Origin of the sequence: Mycobacterium sp. E1386, from assembly GCF_001672745.1 — a bacterium.
Taxonomy (GTDB): Bacteria; Actinomycetota; Actinomycetes; order Mycobacteriales; family Mycobacteriaceae; genus Mycobacterium.
The window spans coordinates 16755-38959 of the sequence record NZ_LZKH01000207.1 but is presented as its reverse complement, the minus strand read 5'-3'; the positions used below and the strand labels follow the sequence as shown (position 1 = coordinate 38959).

Sequence of the window (22205 nt, the reverse complement as noted above, 5' to 3'; positions counted from 1 at the left end):
CATGGCACGCTTTGGAAGACCAAGCGACGCAAGTTCTTTCGAGTACGGATGGTCGCCCAGCCGGATGCTCACCCCGCCGAATCGGGTGCGTACGCCGTCCAGGGTGTGTTCGAAGGCGGTTTCGCGGGTGATGCCGTCGCGGTGCGAGTACGTGCGTTGCGCTTGCTGGCGCGGGGTGAGCATCCGGCTGGGCGACCATCCGTACTCGAAAGAACTTGCGTCGCTTGGTCTTCCAAAGCGTGCCATGGTGTCCAGCTCTGTCGACCACGTACAAATGTCCTTCGGTGATGCCCAGGAGATCTCATGACCATGACGAAACCCGACGTCGACCTCACCGACGGGACTTTCTACGCCGGTGACTCTCGACCCATCTACAAGTGGATGCGCGAGAACGAGCCTGTCTTTCGCGACCGCAACGGATTAGCCGCCGCCTCGACCTACCAGGCAGTGATCGAGGCCGAGCGCAACCCGGAGCTGTTCTCGAATGCCGGCGGCATCCGACCCGACCAACCGGGGGTCGAGATGATGATCGAGATGGACGATCCGCAACATCTGTTGCGCCGCAAGCTCGTCAACTCCGGCTTCACCCGCAAACGCGTGAAAGACCTTGAATCCAAGATCGTTTCGCTGTGTGACACGCTGATCGACGCGGTGTGTGAACGCGGCGAGTGCGACTTCGTCTGGGACCTGGCCGCGCCCCTGCCGATGGCGGTCATCGGCGACATGCTCGGCGTGCGCCCCGAGGAACGCAAGATGTTCCTCAAGTGGTCCGACGACTTGGTCGGCGCGTTGAGCAGCACCGCGGCCGAAGCGGACGTCCAGGTCACCATGGACGCTTTCGCGGCCTACAGCCAGTACATGATGGGCATGATCGAGGCCCGCAAGTCCGAGCCGACCGACGACCTGGTCAGCGTCCTCGTGCACGCGGAGGTCGAGGGCTCACGGCTCGAGGACCACCAGATCGTCACCGAGGTCCTCCTGCTGTTGATCGGCGGCGACGAGACGACGCGCCACACGCTGTCCGGCGGGACGCGCCAGCTGCTGCTGCATCCCGAGCAGCACCGGCGCCTGGCGGCCGACCTGAGCCTGCTGCCCAACGCGATCGAAGAGATGCTGCGCTGGACCGCACCGGTGAAGAACATGGCGCGCACGATCACCGCCGACACCGAATTCCACGGCACCCAGCTGCGCCAGGGCGAGAAGATGATCCTGCTGTTCGAGTCGGCGAACTTCGACGAGAAGGTGTTCGACGACCCGGAGACGTTCAACATCGAGCGCTACCCGAACAACCACCTCGCCTTCGGCTTCGGGACGCACTTCTGTCTTGGCAACCAGCTCGCCCGGCTGGAGCTGTCGATCATGCAGACCCGGCTGCTGCAGCGGCTGCCGGACATGCGACTGGCTTCGGACGCCGACCTGCCCCTGCGGCCGGCCAACTTCGTCTCCGGTCTCGAGAAAATGCCGGTGGCGTTCACGCCGAGCGCACCGTTGAACTAGGCGCCGTCTTCGCCGAACGTGCTCTGGTGGCGGGATTTAGGCGATTTTCCCGCCCTGAGAGCACGTTCGGCGGGCCCAGGCGGCGGCCACTCGTGCGAGGATGCCGCCCCGCGTGTCGTCGGCCGTGACCCGGATGACGATCCAGTCGAGATCGGACAGTGCCTCGTAACGCGCGATGTCCCGATTGAATTGTCTGCGATCGGTGCGATGGTGATCGCCCTCGTACTCGACGGCCAGTTTGATGTCCTCCCAACCCATGTCAAGCACCGCGACGAGCTCGCCGTATTCGCCGTAGACAGGAATTTGAGTCCGCGGCCGCGGGTAACCGGCGTTGATGAGCAGCAGCCGCAACCAGGTCTCGCGGGGTGATTCGGCTCCGGCGTCCACCAGCTCGAGTGCTTGCCTGGCGCGCCTGACATTGCGGTGCCCTTTGTAGCGTTCGGCGAGTAGTTCGACCTCGGCGGTGTCGAGCCTCGTGGCTCTTGCCAGCGCATCGATAGCGGCGACGGCTCTGCCGATGGGATTGCGACAAGCCAGGTCGAAGGCAGTTCGCGACGGCGTCGTTGCCGACATCCCTTCGATCAGCTGTATCTCGTCGGGGGCGACTCGATCCAGCCAGGTGTGAATTCCCGGCGGCGGCCGCCGGTGTTGATGCAGCAACTCCGCCGGCGCCCTGTCGTCGACCCACCTGGCGCCGTGCAGTGCCGAAGCAGAGTGGCCGGCGACGAGTGCGCGGCGACGTGACCACAGCCAGGCGGCTCGAGCACGCATCGTGGCGGTGACGTCAGATCCGGATCGAACGTAGACGTCGGGATAGATCGCGACGAACCGGGTGCGTAACTCGTGGCGCGTTACGTCGCCGGATGCCCGTGCTTCGCTGCCGAGGAATGGTGCAGTCACGCGGGAAGTGTGCGGTCGAACACCGACAGTTTCGCCGAACGTGCTCTGGTGGCGGGATTTAGCCGATCTTCCCGCCCTGAGAGCACGTTCGGCGGGAAAAGGGTGCCCGAGGGGTCTGCGCCAGAGGGGTCTACTTGTTCTGGAAGTTGGGCTTGCGCTTCTCGGCGAACGCCCGGGGGCCTTCCTTGGCGTCGTCGGACAGGAACACCTTGATGCCGATCTGGGTGTCGATCTTGAAGGCCTCGTTCTCGTGCATTCCCTCGGTCTCGCGGATCGCCCGCAGGATCGCCTGCACGGCCAGCGGGCCGTTGTTCTCGATGATCTCGGCGATCTCGAGCGCCTTGGTCAACGCCTGGCCGTCCGGCACCACATGCCCGATCAGGCCCATCTCCTTGGCCTCGGTGGCGGTGATGTGCCGGCCGGTCAGCAGCAGATCGCACGCGACCGTATAGGGGATTTGCCGCACCAGCCGCACGGCCGACCCGCCCATCGGGTAGAGGCTCCACTTGGCCTCCGAGATGCCGAACTTGGCGCTCTCGCCCGCGATGCGGATGTCGGTGCCCTGCAGGATCTCGGTGCCCCCGGCGATCGCGGGCCCTTCGACGGCCGCGATCAGCGGTTTGGTCAGCCTGCGCCCCTTCAGCAGGGCGTCGATTCGCGACGGGTCGTAGCTGCCGTCCTTGAACGACTCACCCGGTGGCTTCTTGGTTGCCGCCTTGAGGTCCATGCCGGCGCAAAAGTAGCCACCGGCCCCGGTCAGGATGCAGCAGCGGATGTCCGGATCGTTGTCGACGCGGTCCCAGGCCTGCACCATGATTTCCATCATTTCGGTGCTCAGGGCGTTGCGAGCGTGCGGCCGGTTCAACGTGACGATCAGGGTGTGACCGCGCTGCTCGACGAGGGCGTCGGGTCCCGGTTGTTCGTTTGCTGGAGCCTCACCATTCTGCACAGCCACGGCTACCGCCTTTCCGTCCACGTAGGGGGTGAGCTTGTCAAGAAATGTAACACGTTCTAATTTGGTGGCCGTGGCCCTGAATATTGCCGATCTCGCAGAGCACGCCATCGACGCTGTGCCGGATCGTGTCGCCCTGATCTGCGGCGACGAGAAGCTGACCTACGCCCAGTTGGAGGAGAAGGCCAACCGCCTCGCCCATTACCTGATCGACCAGGGGGTGAAAAAGGACGACAAGGTCGGGCTGTACTGCCGCAACCGCATCGAGATCGTCATCGCGATGCTCGGCATCGTCAAGGCCGGCGCCATCATCGTCAATGTCAACTACCGCTACGTCGAGGGCGAGCTGCGCTACCTGTTCGACAACTCCGACATGGTCGCCCTGGTCCACGAGCGGCAGTACTCCGACCGGGTCGCCAACGTGCTGCCGGACACCCCGAACGTCAAGACGATCCTTGTCGTCGAGGACGGCAGCGACAACGACTACCAGCGCTACGGCGGCGTCGAGTTCTACACGGCGATCGCGCAGGGCTCGCCGGAACGCGACTTCGGTGAGCGCAGCGCCGACGACATCTACCTGCTGTATACGGGTGGCACGACGGGCTTTCCCAAAGGCGTGATGTGGCGCCACGAGGACGTCTACCGGGTGCTGCTCGGTGGAACAGACTTCGCCACCGGCGAATTCGTCGAGGGCGAATACGACCTGGCCAAGGGAGCGGCCGCGAACCCGCCGATGATCAACTACCCGGTTCCGCCGATGATCCACGGCGCGACCCAGTCGGCCACCTGGCGGTCGATCTTCTCGGGCCAAACCACCGTGCTGGCACCGGAATTCAACGCCGAAGAGGTCTGGCGCACAATTCACGAGCATAAGGTGAACATGCTGTTCTTCACCGGCGACGCGATGGCCCGGCCGTTGCTCGATGCGCTCGACAAGAAGAACGACTACGACCTGTCGTCGCTGTTCATGTTGGGCAGCACCGCGGCGTTGTTCTCGCCGAGCATCAAGGAGCGCCTGCTCGAGCTGTTGCCCAACCGGATCATCACCGACTCCATCGGCTCCTCGGAGACCGGATTCGGCGGCACCAGCATTGTCGCCAAGGGTGCGCCGCACAGCAGCGGCCCGCGCGTGACCATCGACCATCGCACCGTGGTGCTCGACGAGGACGGCAACGAGGTGAAGCCGGGCTCGGGCGTGCGCGGCTTCATCGCCAAGAAGGGCAACATCCCCGTCGGCTACTACAAGGACGAGAAGAAGACGGCCGAGACGTTCAAAACCATCAACGGGGTCCGCTACGCGATCCCCGGGGACTGGGCCCTGGTCGAGGAGGACGGCACCGTCACGATGCTGGGCCGCGGCTCGGTGTCGATCAACAGCGGCGGCGAGAAGATCTACCCCGAGGAGGTCGAGGCGGCGCTCAAGGGCCACCCCGACGTGTTCGACGCGCTGGTGGTCGGAGTTCCCGATCCCCGCTACGGCCAGCACGTGGCCGCGGTCGTGCAGCCCCGCCCGGGTGCCCGGCCGTCGCTGGCGGAGCTGGACCGCTTCGTGCGCTCCGAGATCGCCGGATACAAAGTGCCCCGCAGCCTTTGGCTGGTCGACGAGGTGAAGCGGTCACCGGCCGGTAAGCCCGACTACCGCTGGGCCAAGGAGCAGACGGAGGCGCGTCCCGCCGACGACGTGCACGCCGCCCACGCGACCGCTTGAGCGACTTCGTCAAGCAACACCCGGCCGCGCCGAGCGGCTACTTCGCGTGGGAGGCCGCCGGATTGCGGTGGCTGGCCGGAGTCGACGGGGGCGTGCCGTGCGCGCACGTCGTCTCCGTCGACGCGACGAGCCTGACCCTGCGGCGGCTTGACTCGGTGCCACCGAGCCCCGAGGCGGCGCTCGCGTTCGGCGGCCGGCTCGCCGTCACGCACGACGCGGGTGCCCCCGCGTTCGGCGCCGGGCCCGACGGATGGGACGGACCCGGGTTCTTCGGGCCGCTGTCTCAGCCGCTGCCGATGTCGCTGCGGCGGCACCGCCGCTGGGGTGACTTCTACGCCGAGGAGCGGCTGATCCCGATGGCGGAACTGGCCGCACCGCGGCTCGATGCTTCCACCCGCGGCGCCGTCGATTCCGTCGTAGCGCGTTGCCGCTCCGGCGATTTCGACGACGACGACCGGCCCGCGCGGTTGCACGGCGATCTGTGGAGCGGCAACGTGATGTGGACGCCCGACGGTGTGGTGCTGATCGACCCGGCGGCGCACGCCGGCCACCGCGAGAGCGACCTGGCGATGCTCGCGCTGTTCGGCTGTCCGCACTACGACGCCATCGTCGAAGGCTACGAGCGGGCGAGGCCCTTGCGGGCCGGCTGGCGCAACCGCATCGGGCTCCACCAGCTGTTCCCCCTCCTGGCGCACGTCGTGCTGTTCGGTGGCGGGCACGCCCAGCGGACGCACGCCTGCGCCCGCGCCGCGCTCGCTCTCTGACACCGCGTCTACTCTTGATCGCGATGACGGTCGATGTGTGGATGCAGCACCCGACTGCGCGGTTCCTGCGCAGCGACATGCTGGCATCCTTGCGGCGCTGGACCGGTGACTCCATACCGGATGCCGACGTCCCGATCGAGGCGAGCATCGCGAGCATGGACGCGGCCGATGTCCGCTTCGGCCTGCTCAGCGCGTGGCGCGGCCCCGGCGGCCAGGATTTGGTTTCCAACGACGAGGTCGCCGAGTGGATTCGCCTGCATCCGAACCGGTTTGGCGGGCTGGCCACCGTCGACCTCGATCGCCCGATGGAAGCGGTCCGTGAACTGAGGCGCCGTGTTCGAGAGGGATTCCTGGGCCTGCGGGTGGTGCCGTGGCTGTGGAACGCACCGCCCACCGACCGCCGCTACTACCCGCTGTTCGCCGAATGCGTGGAGCTGGGGGTGCCGTTCTGCACCCAGGTGGGCCATACCGGTCCGCTGCGACCATCGGAGACCGGCCGCCCGATTCCCTACATCGACCAGGTCGCGCTCGACTTCCCCGAACTGGTGATCGTGTGCGGCCACGTCGGTTATCCGTGGACCGAGGAGATGGTCGCCGTCGCACGCAAGCATCCGAATGTCTATATCGACACGTCGGCCTACACGATCAAGCGACTTCCGGATGAGCTCGTCCGGTTCATGAAAACCGGTACCGGACAACGCAAGGTCTTGTTCGGCACCAACTATCCGATGATGACCCACACGCACGCCCTGGCGGGACTGGATGACCTCGGCCTGGCCGAGGAGGGCCGCCGAGACTTCCTGCACGGCAACGCCGAGCGCGTTTTCAAACTGGAGGCGATCACGTGAACGGTGCCCAGGCCCTGATCAACACCCTGGTCGACGGCGGCGTCGACGTGTGCTTCGCCAACCCGGGCACCTCGGAGATGCACTTCGTGGCCGCGCTGGACACCGTCCCGCGCATGCGCGGCGTGCTGGCGCTGTTCGAGGGAGTCGCAACCGGCGCGGCCGACGGCTATGCCCGCATCGCCGGCCGGCCGGCCGCAGTGCTGCTGCACCTGGGTCCCGGCCTGGGCAACGGCCTGGCGAACCTGCACAACGCCCGGCGGGCTCAGGTGCCGATGGTGGTGGTCGTCGGCGACCACGCCACGTATCACAAAAAATACGACGCCCCACTGGAATCCGACATCGACGCGCTCGCCGGCACGGTTTCGGGGTGGGTGCGTCGCACCGAACACACCGCGGACGTCGCGTCCGAGGCCGCCGAGGCGATCGCCGCCAGCCGCGCGGGCTCGCAGATTTCGACGCTGATCCTGCCCGCCGACGTGTCATGGTCGGACGGCGCGCAACCCTGCGGCACCGTGCCCGCGGAACCCGCGGGTGCCGAGCGGCGGTTGGCGTTCGAGGTGATCGAGGTGCTGCGCTCGGGAGAGCCGACGGTCGTCATGATCGGCGGTGACGCCACCCGCGGACCGGGCCTTGCGGCCGCCGCGCGGATCGCGCAGGCGACCGGCGCGCGGGTGTTGTGCGAGACGTTTCCGACTCGGCTGGAGCGCGGCGCGGGGGTCCCCGCCGTCGAGCGGCTGGCCTATTTCGCCGAGGCCGCAACCGCCCAACTCGGGGATGCCAAGCATCTGGTGCTGGCCGGCGCCAAGTCGCCGGTGTCGTTCTTCGCCTATCCGAACATGCCCAGTGACCTCGTCCCGGCCGGTTGCGAGGTGCATCTGCTCGCCGGGCACAGTGGCGCCGCCGAGGCGCTCGCCGCGGTGGCCGACGAGGTCGCGCCCGGCACGGCTGCCCCGGTGGCGGCGGCGGCGCGGCCGCAGCTGCCGACGGGCGCCCTGACGTCCGCGTCGGCGGCCGACGTGATCGGCGCGCTGCTGCCGGAACGGGCGATCGTCGTCGACGAGTCGAACACCTCCGGCGTGCTGCTGGCCCAGGCCACCGCGGGGGCGCCGGCCCATGACTGGCTGACGCTGACCGGCGGGGCGATCGGATACGGCATTCCGGCCGCCGTGGGCGCCGCGGTGGCCGCACCCGATCGTCCGGTGCTCTGCCTGGAGTCGGACGGCTCGGCGATGTACACGATCTCCGGGTTGTGGACTCAAGCGCGGGAAAACCTGAACGTGACCACCGTGATCTACGACAACAGCGCCTACGACATCCTGCGGATCGAGTTGGCTCGGGTGGGTGCCGGGTCGGCCCCCGGGCCGAAGGCGCTGGACCTGCTGGACTTGTCGCGCCCCACAATGGATTTCGTCAAGCTCAGCGAAGGGATGGGCGTGCCCGCCCGCCGCATCACCACCGCGGAGGAATTCGCCGACGCGCTGCGTCAAGCCTTGAGCGAACCCGGGCCGCACCTGATCGACGCCGTGGTGCCGTCAATAACGGGCTAACCCGGGCAGGCGGCTGAGGACCCACTCGGACATCGTGTTCATGACCTCGACGCCCGTCTCCAACACCCCGTCGTGGACCCGGGCCGCCAGCGCCACGCCCCACTGACCCGATGGCGTGGGCACGATGCCGAACTGCCGCACCAGGTAGTCGCCGTGCATGCCGGGGCCCCAACCGCCCTTGGCCGCAAGGCCTTTGGCGGCCAGCCCCCAGCGATGACCGCTGGTGAGGCGCTGCATCAGGTCGATGACGTCGGCCGAATCGGGGATCGAAGGCAGTTCGGCCGCGAACCTTGCTTGCCGCTGCAGGGTCCACTGCGTCTGGCCGAAAGCCGTATACCCACGCCGAAGCCGACGAGATTCGACGACGGTCGCCGTGTCACCGCCCTCGGCGATCACACCCTGCACTCGCCGTGCCGCTTCCTCCGGATCGCCCAGGCGGGACCACAATTGCTCCGACGCGCGATTGTCCGATTCCGTGATGGCCTTGACCGCCAGGTCCTTGGCGTGCAACCAATCGGAGCGCAGCGCGGCGATCGCCAACGGCACCTTGATGGTCGACCACGCGACACCGGACCACCACCGACCCAGCGAGTAGGTGCGATCCGGCCGGGCGATCGCAATGCCGACGTCCGCCGGTACGGTGGCGGAAAGCTGGTCGAAGCTCGCTTCTAGCGCTGTCTCCAGAGGCCGGGAAGTCATGCGCTGATCGGACCAACCATCGCGTCTCCTTCGACGACATGTCTGTGCAATGTCGCATTATCGTCGATCGTCTGAACGCCCAGCGCGACAACGGTGCCGGCGCGTCGCTAGCTCGGCGGCAGCGGAGGCAGCGGGGGTGACTCCTCCTGCGGCGGCGGTTGCCACGGATCGGGCTCCGGTGTCTGCGGTGCCCACACCAGCGGCGGCGGGGGAGGCAGCGGAGGCGGCGGCGGCACAGGCTCGGCCGTGGCGAAACCGGCACCCAACCCGAGCGCGGCCGGACCCAGGGAGGCGAGAAGGGCCGACGCTGCGATCACCTTACGGAGTTTCATCATCCGCGGACGTTCCTCTCTGCCTCTGCGGCTGGATTCGCACCACCGGATCGTCGCAGTCGACGCCCTGCGCCGCCAATTGGCGCTTGAGCACCTTGAAGGTCACCGTGCGCGGGAGTTCGGCGCTGACCCGGACGTAGGACGGCCACTGCTTGGGCCCCAGGTCGGGCTGCCCGGCCAGGAAGGCGCGGAACTTCTCGGCGTCGAACTCGGCCCCGGACGCCAACACCAAAGCGGCCATCACCTGGTCACCGACCACCGGATCCGGCACCGCGTAGACGGCCACCTCCGTCACGTCCGGGTGGCGTAGCAGCACCCGTTCGATCGGGGCGGCACCGAGGTTTTCACCGTCGACACGCATCCAATCGCCCAGCCGTCCCGCGAAGTACGCGTAGCCGGCGTCGTCGCGGTAGGCGAGGTCGCCGGTGTGGTAGACCCCGCCGGCCATTCGCTCGGCCTCGGCGGCCTCGTCGTTGTAGTAGCCCTCGAACCGGCCCGGTCCGGCGGTATTCACCAACTCCCCGACCACGCCGGCGGGGCAGGATGCGCCGGTGTCGGGGTCGACGATGTCCACGCCCTCGGGCAGCGGGCCCAGCGCGCCGTCCGGGGTGTCCGGGGTGCGCGCGATCGCCACCCCGCCTTCGGTGGAACCGAACCCGTCCTGGACTACGCACCCGAACCGCCGTGCGAAGCGTTCGACATCGCGAGGCACGCCCTCGTTGCCGTACACCGCCCGCAGCGGATTGTCCGCATCGTCGGGCTTTTCGGGCGTGGCCAGCACGTACGACAGGGGCTTGCCGACGTAGTTGGCGTAGGTGGCGCCGAAGCGGCGGACATCGACCAGGAAGTTGGACGCGGAGAACTTGCGCCGCAACGCCAGTGAGCCCTGGCAGGCCACCGCCACCGCCCAGCCGACCAGCACCGCGTTGGAATGAAACAGCGGCATCGACACGTAGCAGACGTCATCGTGGCCGAGGTCGAAGCGCTGTGTCATCGTCACGCCCGCGGTCGCGACCTTGCCGTGGCTGCACTTGACCGCCTTCGGCTCGCCACTGGTACCCGAGGTGAAGATCAGCATGAAAAGGTCTGCGGCCGTCGCCGATTGGAAGTGCGGCTCGGCATCGCGATGTGCGGCCACTTCGTCGGCCCACTCGGCGGAGTCGACGTTCACGTGGTCGATACCGCCAAGCGACTCGGCCGAGTTCGAGTCGGCCAGCACCACTTGGCAGTCGGCATGGGCGATGTCGCGCGCCAGCGCGTCGCCGCGGCGCACCGGGTTGAGGCCCACCGGCACGATCCCGGACATGCCGGCCGCCGCCAGCATCGCCGAGAAGAACGGGGTGTTCTCCAGCAGCACGCCGACGTGCTGCGGTCTCGACGGGTCGAGACGGTCACGCAGGGCCGCCGCGATCGCGGCGCCGTGACGCAGGTGATCGCGCCAGCTGACGTACGAGTCTTCGAAATAGACGCCGCGGTCCTCGATCTCGACCAGCGGTACCAGCAGCCTGGTGACCGTGGGGTCAGGAGGAAGCACGAAACTAGGCAGGGGTTTCCGCCAGCTCGCGGCCGATCCGGCGCAGCTGGCCGGTGGCACCACCCAACGCGAATTCGGCCTCCTTGGCGGCCAGGAAATAGCGGTGTACGGGGTGGTCGGTATCCACGCCGACGCCGCCGTGCACGTGCACGATGGTGTGCGCCACGCGGTGCCCGGCGTCGGCGGCCCAAAACGCGGCGCTGGCCACATCGATGTCGGCGGGAACGTCCTCTGAGACCTTCCACGCCGCCTGGGTGAGCGTCAGCCGCAAGCCCTTGACGTCGATGTAGCCGTCGGCCAGCCGCTGCGACACCGCCTGGAAGCTACCGATCGGGCGGTCGAATTGCTCGCGCTCACGGGCGTATTCGGCGGTGAGCTGCAGCCCTCGTTCCAGAACTCCGAGCTGGAAGGCGCTGCGGCCCAGGGCAGCCAGCGTGTCGAGCCAGACAACAACCTCGGCGCCGCCGACCATCCGGGTGCCGTCCACCTCGGTCCCGTCCAGCGCCAGGTGCCCGACGCTGCCCAGGCCGGTGGTCTGCAACGCGGTCACCGAAACGCCGGGATCGCCGGCGGCGACGACGAAAACGGCCGTGCCGGAATCGGTCTCGGCCGGAACGAGGAAGGCGTCGGCCGCCGGACCGAAGCCGACCTGGGTGCGGGTACCGGTGAGGCGATAACCGTTGCCGGCGCGGGCCGCCTGCACCGGTCCCTCGCCCATCTCGCCCAGCAGGGCGACGGCGAGGATCTTCTCACCGCTGACCGCCGGGGCGGCCCAATCCTGTTGCAGCGCCTCGGTTCCGAAGCGGGCCAATGCCCCGGCGCCCAGCATCACCGACTCCAGGTAAGGCACGGCCGCCAACTGGTGACCCAACGCCACCAGGATGGCGACCTGCTCGAGCACCCCGAATCCGTCGCCGCCCACCGAGGTGGCCGAAGCGCTGGTGAGGATGCCGGCGTCGACGAGCTTGCCCCACAGCTCACGGTCGAACCGTTGGTCTAGCTTGTCGAGCTCACGCTGGTGCTCCGGTGTGCATACCGAATTCACGATCGTGTCGACCAGGCCGCCGAGATCGTTCGCCGCTTCGGTTGTCGAGAAGTCCATCGATGTTCGTCCTTAGGAAGAGGGGGCTCAGCGGTTTCGAGGCAGGCCCAGCGCGACCATGCCGATGATGTCGCGCTGCACTTCGTTGGTGCCGCCACCGAAGGTCAGGATCAAGCACGCGCGGTGCATCCGCTCGACCCGGCCGCGCAGCAGCGCGCCCGGCGAATCCTGGCGCACCGTCGCCGCGGTCCCCAGCACCTCCATCAGCAGCCGGTACGCCTCGGTGGCCAGTTCGGTGCCGTACACCTTGGCCGCCGACGCGTCGGCCGGCGACAAGGACTCGCTGTTGGACGACGCCAGTTCCCAGTTGATCAGCTTGAGGACCTCGGCCTTGGCGTGCACCCGGGCCAGATTGATCTGCACCCACTCCAAGTCGATCAACCGGGCCCCGCCGGCGTCCTTGGTGTTTTGCGCCCACTCGCGAACCTCGCGGAGCGCCAAAAAGATCGGTTGCGGCGAAACCAGAGCGACGCGTTCGTGGTTGAGCTGGTTGGTCACCAGCTTCCATCCGCCGTTCTCCTCACCGATCAGGTTGGTGACCGGGACTCGCACGTCGGAGTAATAGGTAGCGCTGGTGTCCACACCGGCCATGGTGTGCACGGGCGTCCAGGAGAAACCCTCGGCCGTCGTCGGCACGGTCAACATCGAGATGCCGCGGTGCTTCTTGGCCTCGGGGTTGGTGCGGACGGCCAGCCAGACCCAGTCGGCGTAGGCGATCAGGCTGGTCCACATCTTCTGGCCATTGATGACGTAGTCGTCACCGTCGCGGACGGCGGTGGTCCGCAGGTTCGCCAGGTCCGTGCCGGCACCCGGCTCGGAGTAGCCGATGGAGAAGTGCAACTCACCGGCCGCGATCTTGGGGAGGAAGAATTTCTTCTGTTCCTCGGTGCCGAACGCCATGATGGTCGGCGCCACGCTGTTGATCGTCAGGAACGGCACCGGCACCCCGGCGATCGCGGCCTCGTCGGTGAAGATCAGCGAGTCCATCGGCGAGCGGTCCTGACCGCCGTACTCTTTGGGCCAGTTCAGGGTCAGCCACCCGTCCTTGCCCATCTGCGCGACGGTGTCGCGGTAGGCGTTGCCGGTTCCCACCTCGCCCTGTGTCGAGTGCAGCGCCTCCCGCCGCTCGGGGGTCATCAGCGTGGTGAAGTACGACCGCAGCTCGCGACGCAGCTCCTCCTGTTCAGGGGTGTAACTGATGCGCATTCCAGCCGTCCTTTGTTAACGTGACACGCCTCGACTAGCCGACGTTACTCGGCCGAGAACTACCCGTTCGTCTTCCCGGTTGTAACACGTTCTAGTCTGAGATTCCAGCGGCCGTTTCCCCGGCGGTATCGGGGCCCTATGGTGGTCCTACATACTGATGGGGCATGTCCTCAGGTGAAGGCCAGGTGCAAGGAGGGTGCTGTGCGGGTGATCGTCGACCGTGACCGGTGTGAAGGTAACGCCGTGTGCATGGGAATCGCGCCGGATATCTTCGACCTGGACGACGACGATTACGCCGTCGTGAAGCTCGACCCCATTCCCGCCGATCAGGAGCAGTTGGCCGAGCAGGCGATTGCCGAATGCCCGCGAGCCGCGCTGTTGCGCGAAGACTGAAGTGCGTGACCCGAAACTAGAGGTATTCATAAATTGACTAGCAGCACGAACGCGACCGATCTCTCCGGAAAGGTCGCGGTGGTGACCGGTGCGGCCGCGGGACTGGGCCGCGCCGAAGCTCTCGGCCTCGCCCGGGCCGGCGCCACCGTCGTCGTCAACGACATCGCCGCCGCCCTCGATGCCTCAGACGTCATCGACGAGATCAACACCGCCGGCTCCAAGGCGGTCGCGGTGGCCGGCGACATCAGCGAGCGGGCAACCGCCGACGAGCTGGTCGCCCAGGCCGATGGTCTCGGTGGACTGGACATCGTGGTCAACAACGCGGGGATCACCCGCGACCGAATGCTGTTCAACATGTCCGACGAGGAATGGGACCTGGTGATCGCGGTGCACCTGCGCGGCCACTTTCTGCTCACCCGCAACGCGGCCACCTACTGGCGCTCCAAGGCAAAGGATGCCGGGGGAACCGTCTACGGCCGGCTGGTCAACACGGCGTCGGAGGCGGGGCTCGTCGGCCCGGTGGGTCAGGCCAACTACGGCGCCGCCAAGGCCGGCATCATCTCGCTCACCCTGACGGCCGCGCGGGCGCTCGGTCGGTACGGGGTGTGCGCCAACGCGATTTGCCCACGCGCCCGTACCGCCATGACGGCCGACGTCTTCGGTGCCGCACCTGACGTCGAGGAGGGCGGGATCGACCCGCTGTCACCCGAGCACGTGGTCAGCCTGGTCAAGTTCTTGTCGTCGCCGGCGGCCGCGGAAGTCAACGGCCAGGTATTCATTGTCTACGGGCCGCGGGTGACATTGGTTGCGGCGCCGACCGCTGAGCATCAGTTCAGCGCCTCGGGGGAGGCTTGGGAGCCTGCGCAACTGAGTGCAACGCTGCAAGAGTACTTTGCTGGGCGGGATCCGGAGCGGAACTTTTCCGCGGTGGGGCTGATGGAGCAATAGCTGTGTGAGGTTACTTCGTGGGGGGGAATCAGCAGTAAGAACGTGTGTCAGTTTGGAATGTCATAAGCGCATCTGACCTGGCAAGTTAACGTTTCAGACAAGGAAATGCTGTTCATTGACAGCATTAACTTGTTCTGGGTTAATATGATCCGGCTCACACCGAGCCGCATGCGACGAGAGATACCGCTAAGGCGACGCATAGACTTCGCCGCGAGCAGCTGAGGGGGGTAGCCAAGTTGATGCAGCAGCTTGCCGTCCCCGCCCGTGCCGTCGGCGGGTTCTTCGAAATGATGATCGACACCGGCCGGCAGTCTTTCCGCCGGCCGTTCCAATTGGGCGAGTTCCTCGAACAGACGTGGATGATCGCGCGCGTGTCGCTGGTCCCGACGCTGCTGGTATCGATTCCCTTCACTGTGCTGGTGGCATTCACGCTCAATATCCTGCTCCGCGAAATCGGCGCCGCCGACTTGTCCGGCGCCGGAACGGCCTTCGGGACCATCACCCAGCTGGGTCCGGTGGTCACCGTGCTCGTCGTCGCGGGTGCCGGCGCCACCGCGATCTGCGCCGACCTCGGCGCGCGCACCATCCGCGAGGAGATCGACGCGATGCGGGTGCTCGGCATCGACCCGATCCAGCGACTCGTGGTACCCCGCGTGCTGGCCTCCACGGTCGTTGCGCTTTTGCTCAACGGCTTGGTGTGCGCCATCGGCCTGTCCGGTGGTTATGTGTTCTCCGTCTTCCTGCAGGGCGTCAACCCGGGCGCCTTCATCAACGGACTGACCGTGCTGACCGGCCTGCGCGAGCTGGTGCTCGCCGAGGTCAAGGCGCTGCTGTTCGGAGTGATGGCCGGCCTGGTCGGCTGCTATCGCGGCCTGACCGTCAAGGGTGGCCCGAAGGGCGTCGGCAACGCGGTCAACGAAACCGTGGTCTACGCATTCATCTGTCTGTTCGTCATCAACGTGGTGATGACCGCCATCGGCGTACGAATCTCGGCGAAGTGAGTACTCGATGAGCTACGACGTCACCTACCGGCTGCGTAACCTCGCCTTCCGGCTGCAGGAGCCGATCGACGACTTCGGTGAGCAGGCGTTGTTCTACGGGCAGACCGTCCGGTACGTCCCGAACGCCCTCACCCGCTACCGCAAAGAGACGGTCCGGCTGATCGCCGAGATGACAATGGGCGCCGGGGCGCTCGTGATGATCGGCGGCACAGTGGGTGTCGCGGCCTTCCTCACCCTGGCCTCCGGCGGCGTCATCGCCGTGCAGGGGTATTCCTCGTTGGGCAACATCGGCATCGAGGCGCTGACCGGCTTCCTGTCGGCTTTTCTCAACGTCCGCGTCGTCGCGCCGGTGATCGCGGGCATCGCGCTGGCCGCCACCATCGGCGCCGGTGCCACCGCGCAATTGGGCGCCATGCGGGTGTCCGAGGAGATCGACGCGGTCGAATGCATGGCGGTGCACTCGGTGTCCTACCTGGTGTCGACCCGGCTGATCGCCGGACTCATCGCGATCATCCCGTTGTATTCACTGTCGGTACTGGCCGCGTTCTTCGCCGCCCGCTTCACCACGGTGTATATCAACGGACAATCCAAGGGTCTTTACGACCACTACTTCAACACCTTCCTCATCCCCTCGGACCTGCTGTGGTCGTTCCTGCAGGCGATCGTCATGTCCATCGCGGTGATGCTCGTCCATACCTATTACGGCTACAACGCAAGCGGCGGCCCGGTCGGCGTCGGCATCGCGGTCGGCCAGGCCGTGCGCACCTCGCTGATCGTCGTCGTCGTCATCACACTGTTCATCTCACTCGCTGTCTACGGCGCGTCCGGTAACTTCAACCTCTCCGGGTAAGAGGACCGCTTAAAGGAACATGGCAGAAACAGGAACGCGACGCACCTCCGTCCGGCTGGCAGCCGTAGTGCTAGCCGGCCTGATACTGGCGTTCGCCGTCGTGACTTACCTTTCCTACACAGCGGCTTTCGCCTCGATCGACAAGGTCACGGTCTCGGCTCCCCGGGCCGGGCTGGTGATGGAAAAAGGCGCCAAGGTCAAATACCGCGGCATCCAGATCGGCAAGGTCGAGAGCATCGACTACTCCGGCGACCAGGCGCGTCTGACGCTGGGCATCAACAGCGACGACATGCATTTCATCCCGTCCAACGCGATGGTGCACATCGCGGGTAACACCATCTTCGGGGCCAAGGCCGTGGAATTCCTTCCGCCGCAGAACCCTTCGCCGACCTCGCTGCGCCCGGACTCCCACGTTGCGGCGTCTGCGGTGCAGCTGGAAGTCAACACCCTGTTCCAGTCGCTGATGGACCTGCTGCACAAGATCGACCCCGTCGAGCTCAACGGCACTTTGAGCGCGCTGTCCGAGGGTCTGCGCGGTCACGGCGACGACTTCGGCGGCATTTTGTCCGGCCTCAACACGCTGACCCGGCAAACGAACCCGAAATTGCCTGCGCTGCAGGAGGACTTCCGTAAGGCGGCGGTGGTTACCAACATCTACGCCGACGCCGCTCCGGATCTCAACACCATCTTCGACAACCTTCCGACGATCAACAAGACCGTCGTCGACCAGCAGAACAACCTCAACGACACCTTGCTGGCCACGATCGGCCTGGCCAACAACGCCTACGAGACGTTGGAGCCGGCCGAACAGAACTTCATCGACGCCATCAACCGGTTACGGGCCCCGCTGAAGGTGGCTGCCGACTACTCACCGGAATTCGGCTGCCTGTTCGCCGGCATCGACCGGGGCCTCAAGGAGTTCGGACCGATTCTCGGTGTGCGCAAGGCGGGCCTGTTCACGTCCTCGAGCTTCGTGCTGGGCGCGCCGGCGTACACATATCCGGAGTCCCTGCCGATCGTGAACGCCACCGGAGGCCCGAACTGCCGCGGGCTGCCCGACATCCCGAACAAGCAACACGGCGGATCGTGGTACCGGGCACCGTTCCTGGTCACCGACAACGCCAACATCCCCTACGAGCCGTTCACCGAACTGCAGTTCGACGCACCGTCGACGCTTCAGTTCTTGTTCCACGGCGCCTTCGCGGAACGGGACGACTTCTGATGGCCGCGGGGGAGATGCCGACGCACCGCTCGATGATGATCAAGGTCAGCATCTTCGCGGTGGCCATGCTGCTCGTGTCCGCGGGCTTGGTGGTGATCTTCGGCGACTTCCGGTTCGGTCCCGAAAGCACTTATCACGCAACGTTTACCGACGTGTCTCGGTTGAAGGCGGGCCAGAAGGTGCGCATCGCCGGCGTGCCCGTCGGTGCGGTGTCGGGTGTGAAGCTCAACCCCGACAACACCATCGACGTGGCGTTCGGAATCGACAAGCGCTACACCCTCTATACGTCCACCCGCGCGGTGATCCGCTACGAAAACCTGGTCGGCGACCGGTATCTGGAGATCACCTCGGGCCCGGGGGAGCTGCGCAAGCTGCCGGCGGGCGCGACGATCAATGCCCAGCACACCCAGCCGGCGCTGGATCTGGACGCACTGCTGGGCGGCCTGCGGCCGGTGCTCAAGGGCTTGGACGCGGACAAGGTCAACACGATCAGCAGCGCGGTGATCGAGTTGTTGCAGGGCCAGGGCGGCGCGTTGTCCAACGTGCTGGCCGACACGAGCGCGTTCTCGTCGGCGCTGGGGCAGCGCGACCAACTCATCGGTGATGTGATCAACAACCTCAACACGGTGCTCAAGACCGTCGATGCGCGCAGCGCCCAATTCTCGGCCAGCGTCGACCAGCTGCAACAACTGATCAGCGGTCTGGCCAAGAACAAGGACGACATCGCGGGCGCCATTCCCCCGCTGGCCTCGACGACGACGGATCTGACGGAGCTGCTGCAGAATTCGCGCCGGCCGCTGCAGGGCATCCTGGAGAACACCCGGCCGCTGGCGACCGAGATCGATAACCGCAAGGCTGAGGTCAACAACGACGTCGAGCAGCTGGGCGAGGATTATCTGCGGCTGGCCGCGCTTGGTGCCTACGGCTCGTTCTTCAACATCTATTTCTGCTCGGTGACGATCAAGATCAATGGCCCCGCCGGCAGCGACATCCTGCTGCCCCTCGGTGGGCAGGTGGATCCCAGCAAGGGGAGGTGCGCTTTTGTCAAGTAACGCAAAGCGTGAGCGTGATCCGCTGCGCACCGGCATCTTCGGGGTGGTGCTGGTGGTGTGCGTCGTGCTCATCGCATTCGGTTACGCGGCACTGCCGTTCTGGCCGCAGGGAAAGATCTACGACGCCTACTTCTCCGACGCCGGCGGCATCAATCCCGGTAACGCGGTGTACGTTTCGGGCCTGAAGGTCGGCAAGGTGACGTCGGTCGGTCTTGCGGGAGACAGCGCCAAGATCAGCTTCAGCGTGGATCGCCATGTCGCCGTTGGGGATCAGTCACTGGCCGCGATCCGCACCGACACCATCCTCGGGGAGCGCTCCATCGCCGTGAGCCCGGCCGGCAGCGGCAGGTCGACCACGATCCCGCTCAGCCGCACGACCACGCCGTACACACTCGCCGGCGCGCTGGAGGACCTGGGGCAGAACGCCAGCAACCTGAACAAGCCCCAGTTCGAGCAGGCGCTGAACGTGTTGACCGACACGCTGCAAGACGCGACCCCGCAACTGCGCGGTGCCCTGGATGGTGTGACGACGTTGTCGCGCACCCTCAACCGCCGCGACGAGGCGCTGCAGAGCCTTCTCGCACACGCGAAATCGGTGACCGGCGTGCTGTCCCAGCGGGCCGACCAGGTCAACAAGCTGGTCGACGACGGCAACGATTTGTTCGCCGCCCTTGACGAGCGGCGCGCCGCCCTCGGGCGGTTGATTTCGGGGATTCAGGGCCTCTCACAACAGATCTCGGGGTTCGTCGCCGACAACCGCAAGGAGTTCGGTCCCGCACTGAGCAAGCTCAACGACGTGCTGAGCGATCTCAACGAGCGCCACGACTACATCACCGAGGCGCTCAAACGACTGCCCACCTACGCCACCGAGCTGGGCGAGGTCGTGGGTTCTGGGCCCGGCTTCAACGTCAACGTCTACGGCGTGATCCCCGCACCGCTGCTCGCGACGATGTTCGACTTCTTCTACCAGCCGGGCAAGATGCCGGCCAGCCTCGCCGACTACCTCCGCGGTTTGATCCAGGAGCGCTGGATCATCAGGCCGAAGTCACCATGATCAAGCGGATCGCCGGCAGCCGGGGGCTGCGCTACGCCACCGCCATCGCGCTCATCGCGGCGTTGGTGGGCGGCGTGTACGTGCTGTCGTCTACCGGCAACACGCGAAGCATCGTCGGCTACTTCACGTCGGCCGTGGGCCTCTACCCCGGCGACCAGGTCCGCGTCCTCGGGGTTCCGGTGGGCCAGATCGACACGATCGAACCGCGACCGTCCGACGTCAAGATCACCATGTCGGTTTCCAAGGACGTGAAGATCCCGAAGGACGCGAAGGCCATCATCATGTCGCCGAACCTGGTGGCGGCCCGGTTCATTCAGTTGACCCCGGCGTACACCGGCGGGGCGGTGCTGCCCGACGGCGGGAGCATCGGGCTGGCGCGCACCGGGGTCCCCGTCGAGTGGGACGAGGTCAAGGAGTCGCTGACCCAACTGGCCGCCCAGCTCGGTCCGACGACGGGATCGATGCAGGGGCCGCTGGGCCGGGCGATCAACCAGGCCGCGGACACCCTCAACGGCAACGGCGAGTCGTTCCATGACGCCCTGCGCGAACTGTCGCAAGCGGCTGGGCGGCTGGGTGATTCACGCAGTGACATCTTCGGCACGGTCAAAAACCTTCAGGTTCTTGTCAATGCACTGTCGGCCAGCAACGAGCAGATCGTGCAGTTCGCCGGGAACGTTGCGTCCGTCTCCCAGGTCCTCGCCGACAGCTCGCGTCACCTCGATAACACCCTGGGCACGCTCAACAAGGCCCTCTCCGATATCCGAGGGTTCCTGCACGAGAACAACTCGGCCATCATCGACACGGTCAACAACCTCAACGACTTCGCCAAGACCCTCAGCGACCAGAGTGACAACATCGAGCAGGTCCTGCACGTGGCGGGTCCGGGCATTTCGAACTTCTACAACATCTACGACCCGGCGCAGGGCACGCTCAACGGCCTGCTCTCGATACCGGAATTCGCCAACCCCGTGCAATTCATCTGCGGTGGGTCCTTCGAGACGGCCGCCGGACCGCGCGCCCCCGACTACTTCAAGCGCGCCGAGCTCTGCCGTGAGCGGCTGGGGCCGGTGCTGCGCAGGCTCACCGTCAATTACCCGCCGATCATGTTCCACCCGCTCAACACGATCACCGCCTACAAGGGCCAGATCATCTATGACACCCCGGAAACCCAGGCGAAGTCGGCCATGCCGGTCCCGGAGCTGACCTGGATCCCGGCCAACGGCGGCAAGACGCCGCCCGCCGCCCAGAACCCGGCGGACCTGCAGGCCTTGCTGGTTCCACCGGCGCCGCAGAGCGGCCCGGCGCCGGGGCCGGCCTTGGGCAATGCCGGACCAGCGCCCGCGCCGGGACCCGCGGGCAGCGCCTTCGGACCCTTACCGGGCCCACCGCCGAGTCAGGCGCCGGCGGGACCGCCGGCCGCGGACGGGGGTGGCTGATGCGTCGGATGTGGTTGCGGGGTGGTGCTTTAGCTGCGGGTAGCGCGCTGCTGGCCGGCTGCCAATTCGGCGGTCTGAATTCCCTGTCTATGCCCGGCACCGCGGGCCATGGTGGCGGCGCCTACTCGATCACGGTCGACCTGCCCGACGTGGCGACGCTGCCGCAGAACTCCCCGGTCATGGTCGACGACGTCACCGTGGGCAGCGTCGCCGGCATTCAGGCGATGCAGCGTTCCGACGGATCCTTTTATGCCGCGGTGAAATTGGCGCTGGACAAGAACGTCGTGCTACCCACCAACGCGACGGCGACGGTCGCCCAGACCTCGCTGCTGGGCTCGATGCACATCGACCTGGCACGCCCGAAGGACAAGCCGGCCGTCGGTCGACTGACCGACGGCTCGAAGATCTCCGAGTCCAACACCGGTCGTTATCCCACCACCGAAGAGGTGCTGTCGGCCCTCGGTGTCGTGGTGAACAAGGGCAATGTCGGTGCGTTGGAAGAGATCACCGACGAGACCTATCAGGCAGTCGCCGGCCGGCAGGACCAGTTCGTCGACCTGCTGCCCCGGCTTGCGGAACTGACCGCCGGACTCAACCGTCAGGTCAACGACATCATCGATGCGGTCGACGGCTTGAACCGATTCTCGGCGAGCCTGGCGCGCGACAAGGACAATCTGGGTCGGGCGCTGGACACGCTGCCCGACGCGATTCGCGTGCTCAACAAGAACCGCGACCACATCGTCGAGGCGTTCAGTGCGCTCCACAAATTGGCGAACGTCACCTCGCAGATTCTGGCAAAGACGAAGGTCGATTTCGCCGCCGACGTCAAGGACCTTTACGCGGTGGTCAAGGCCCTCAACGACAATCGGAAAAATTTCGTCACCTCCTTGCAGATATTGCTGACGTTCCCGTTCCCCAATTACGGCATCAAGCAAGCTGTCAGGGGTGATTACCTCAACGTGTTCACCACCTTTGACCTCACCCTGCGCCGGATCGGTGAAACTTTCTTCACTACCGCGTATTTCGATCCGAACATGGCCCATATGGGCGAGATTCTCAATCCGCCCGACTTCTTGACCGGCGAATTGGCCAACTTGTCCGGACAGGCGGCCGACCCGTTCAAGATTCCGCCCGGCACGGCTTCAGGACAGTAGGGGGCC

General features: G+C 66.3%; 21 protein-coding genes and 2 pseudogenes. 15 read left to right on the top strand and 8 right to left on the bottom strand.

The annotated features are described in order from the left end of the window. Positions 1-165, bottom strand: a pseudogene (locus tag A5709_RS21110) (acetoacetate decarboxylase); the annotation flags it as partial. 7 nt (positions 166-172) lie between these two features. On the opposite strand from A5709_RS21110, the pseudogene A5709_RS28960 reads away from it, so the two are divergent. Both A5709_RS28960 and A5709_RS21105 read left to right on the top strand, forming a co-directional pair. Next, positions 173-307 (top strand): annotated as a pseudogene (locus A5709_RS28960) (acetoacetate decarboxylase); the annotation flags it as partial. Then, positions 304-1497: a cytochrome P450 gene (locus tag A5709_RS21105; protein ID WP_067946148.1), complete on the top strand. Its 1194-nt coding sequence runs from the start codon at positions 304-306 to the stop codon at positions 1495-1497. The pseudogene A5709_RS28960 and the gene A5709_RS21105, both read left to right, overlap by 4 nt. A gap of 36 nt (positions 1498-1533) precedes the next feature. Here A5709_RS21105 and A5709_RS21100 read toward each other — a convergent pair whose 3' ends face one another. Beyond that, the gene (locus A5709_RS21100) at positions 1534-2397 is read right to left on the bottom strand and encodes a hypothetical protein (RefSeq protein ID WP_068122163.1); all 864 of its coding nucleotides are present in this window, start codon (positions 2395-2397) and stop codon (positions 1534-1536) included. A gap of 130 nt (positions 2398-2527) precedes the next feature. Next, positions 2528-3346, bottom strand: coding sequence for a crotonase/enoyl-CoA hydratase family protein (locus tag A5709_RS21095; protein WP_067946160.1), 819 nt, complete (start codon positions 3344-3346; stop codon positions 2528-2530). A 70-nt stretch (positions 3347-3416) separates the two neighbouring features. On the opposite strand from A5709_RS21095, the gene A5709_RS21090 reads away from it, so the two are divergent. From A5709_RS21090 to A5709_RS21075, 4 genes are read left to right on the top strand one after another with little or no spacing between them, the layout of a single operon-like run. Then, positions 3417-5057 (top strand): acyl-CoA synthetase, encoded by a 1641-nt coding sequence (locus A5709_RS21090; protein WP_067946142.1) that lies wholly within the window; start codon positions 3417-3419, stop codon positions 5055-5057. Beyond that, positions 5054-5821, top strand: coding sequence for a fructosamine kinase family protein (locus tag A5709_RS21085; protein ID WP_068122161.1), 768 nt, complete (start codon positions 5054-5056; stop codon positions 5819-5821). The genes A5709_RS21090 and A5709_RS21085 overlap by 4 nt, the downstream gene beginning before the upstream one ends. A 23-nt stretch (positions 5822-5844) precedes the next feature. Continuing rightward, the gene (locus tag A5709_RS21080) at positions 5845-6669 is read left to right on the top strand and encodes an amidohydrolase family protein (protein WP_068122174.1); all 825 of its coding nucleotides are present in this window, start codon (positions 5845-5847) and stop codon (positions 6667-6669) included. Continuing rightward, positions 6666-8216 (top strand): acetolactate synthase large subunit, encoded by a 1551-nt coding sequence (locus A5709_RS21075; protein ID WP_068122158.1) that lies wholly within the window; start codon positions 6666-6668, stop codon positions 8214-8216. The genes A5709_RS21080 and A5709_RS21075 overlap by 4 nt, the downstream gene beginning before the upstream one ends. Here A5709_RS21075 and A5709_RS21070 read toward each other — a convergent pair. From A5709_RS21070 to A5709_RS21055, 5 genes are all read right to left on the bottom strand, one after another. Beyond that, positions 8202-8915 carry a serine hydrolase gene (locus tag A5709_RS21070; RefSeq protein WP_068122155.1) on the bottom strand — a complete coding sequence of 238 codons (714 nt, stop codon included), beginning with the start codon at positions 8913-8915 and terminating at the stop codon, positions 8202-8204. The two genes, A5709_RS21075 and A5709_RS21070, sit on opposite strands and share 15 nt — an antisense overlap. 107 nt (positions 8916-9022) lie before the next feature. Then, complete coding sequence (locus tag A5709_RS27720) at positions 9023-9232, bottom strand: hypothetical protein (protein WP_231987026.1); 210 nt, start codon at positions 9230-9232, stop codon at positions 9023-9025. A 1-nt stretch (position 9233) separates the two neighbouring features. Then, entirely contained in the window at positions 9234-10781 is a 1548-nt protein-coding gene (fadD17, locus tag A5709_RS21065) for a long-chain-fatty-acid--CoA ligase FadD17 (protein WP_068122153.1), read from the bottom strand. A 4-nt stretch (positions 10782-10785) separates the two neighbouring features. Next, a complete protein-coding gene (locus tag A5709_RS21060) occupies positions 10786-11883 on the bottom strand; it encodes an acyl-CoA dehydrogenase family protein (protein ID WP_068122151.1) in 1098 nt (365 codons plus the stop codon). Positions 11884-11910: 27 nt separating this feature from the next. Then, a complete protein-coding gene (locus A5709_RS21055; RefSeq protein WP_068122148.1) occupies positions 11911-13089 on the bottom strand; it encodes an acyl-CoA dehydrogenase in 1179 nt (392 codons plus the stop codon). A 201-nt stretch (positions 13090-13290) separates the two neighbouring features. On the opposite strand from A5709_RS21055, the gene A5709_RS21050 reads away from it, so the two are divergent. The 9 genes from A5709_RS21050 to A5709_RS21010 all read left to right on the top strand — a co-directional run bounded on the left by A5709_RS21050 (position 13291) and on the right by A5709_RS21010 (position 22199). Continuing rightward, complete coding sequence (locus A5709_RS21050) at positions 13291-13482, top strand: ferredoxin (protein WP_066955960.1); 192 nt, start codon at positions 13291-13293, stop codon at positions 13480-13482. 33 nt (positions 13483-13515) lie between these two features. Next, positions 13516-14430, top strand: a complete 915-nt coding sequence (locus A5709_RS21045) for a 3-oxoacyl-ACP reductase (RefSeq protein ID WP_067946129.1) — start codon at positions 13516-13518, stop codon at positions 14428-14430. A 236-nt stretch (positions 14431-14666) separates the two neighbouring features. Then, positions 14667-15431, top strand: a complete 765-nt coding sequence (locus tag A5709_RS21040; protein WP_066955184.1) for an ABC transporter permease — start codon at positions 14667-14669, stop codon at positions 15429-15431. Between the two features lie 7 nt (positions 15432-15438). After that, complete coding sequence (locus A5709_RS21035) at positions 15439-16281, top strand: ABC transporter permease (protein ID WP_066955180.1); 843 nt, start codon at positions 15439-15441, stop codon at positions 16279-16281. Between the two features lie 19 nt (positions 16282-16300). Continuing rightward, on the top strand, positions 16301-17503 hold the full coding sequence (locus tag A5709_RS21030) for a virulence factor Mce family protein (RefSeq protein ID WP_068122145.1): 1203 nt from the start codon (positions 16301-16303) through the stop codon (positions 17501-17503). Then, positions 17503-18555 (top strand): MCE family protein, encoded by a 1053-nt coding sequence (locus A5709_RS21025; protein ID WP_068122141.1) that lies wholly within the window; start codon positions 17503-17505, stop codon positions 18553-18555. Before A5709_RS21030 ends, A5709_RS21025 begins: the two co-directional genes overlap by 1 nt. Then, complete coding sequence (locus A5709_RS21020; protein ID WP_156768118.1) at positions 18545-19609, top strand: virulence factor Mce family protein; 1065 nt, start codon at positions 18545-18547, stop codon at positions 19607-19609. Before A5709_RS21025 ends, A5709_RS21020 begins: the two co-directional genes overlap by 11 nt. Further along, positions 19606-21045, top strand: a complete 1440-nt coding sequence (locus A5709_RS21015; RefSeq protein WP_068122136.1) for a virulence factor Mce family protein — start codon at positions 19606-19608, stop codon at positions 21043-21045. Before A5709_RS21020 ends, A5709_RS21015 begins: the two co-directional genes overlap by 4 nt. Then, complete coding sequence (locus A5709_RS21010) at positions 21045-22199, top strand: virulence factor Mce family protein (protein ID WP_068122132.1); 1155 nt, start codon at positions 21045-21047, stop codon at positions 22197-22199. Before A5709_RS21015 ends, A5709_RS21010 begins: the two co-directional genes overlap by 1 nt. The last annotated feature ends 6 nt before the right edge of the window (positions 22200-22205 follow it).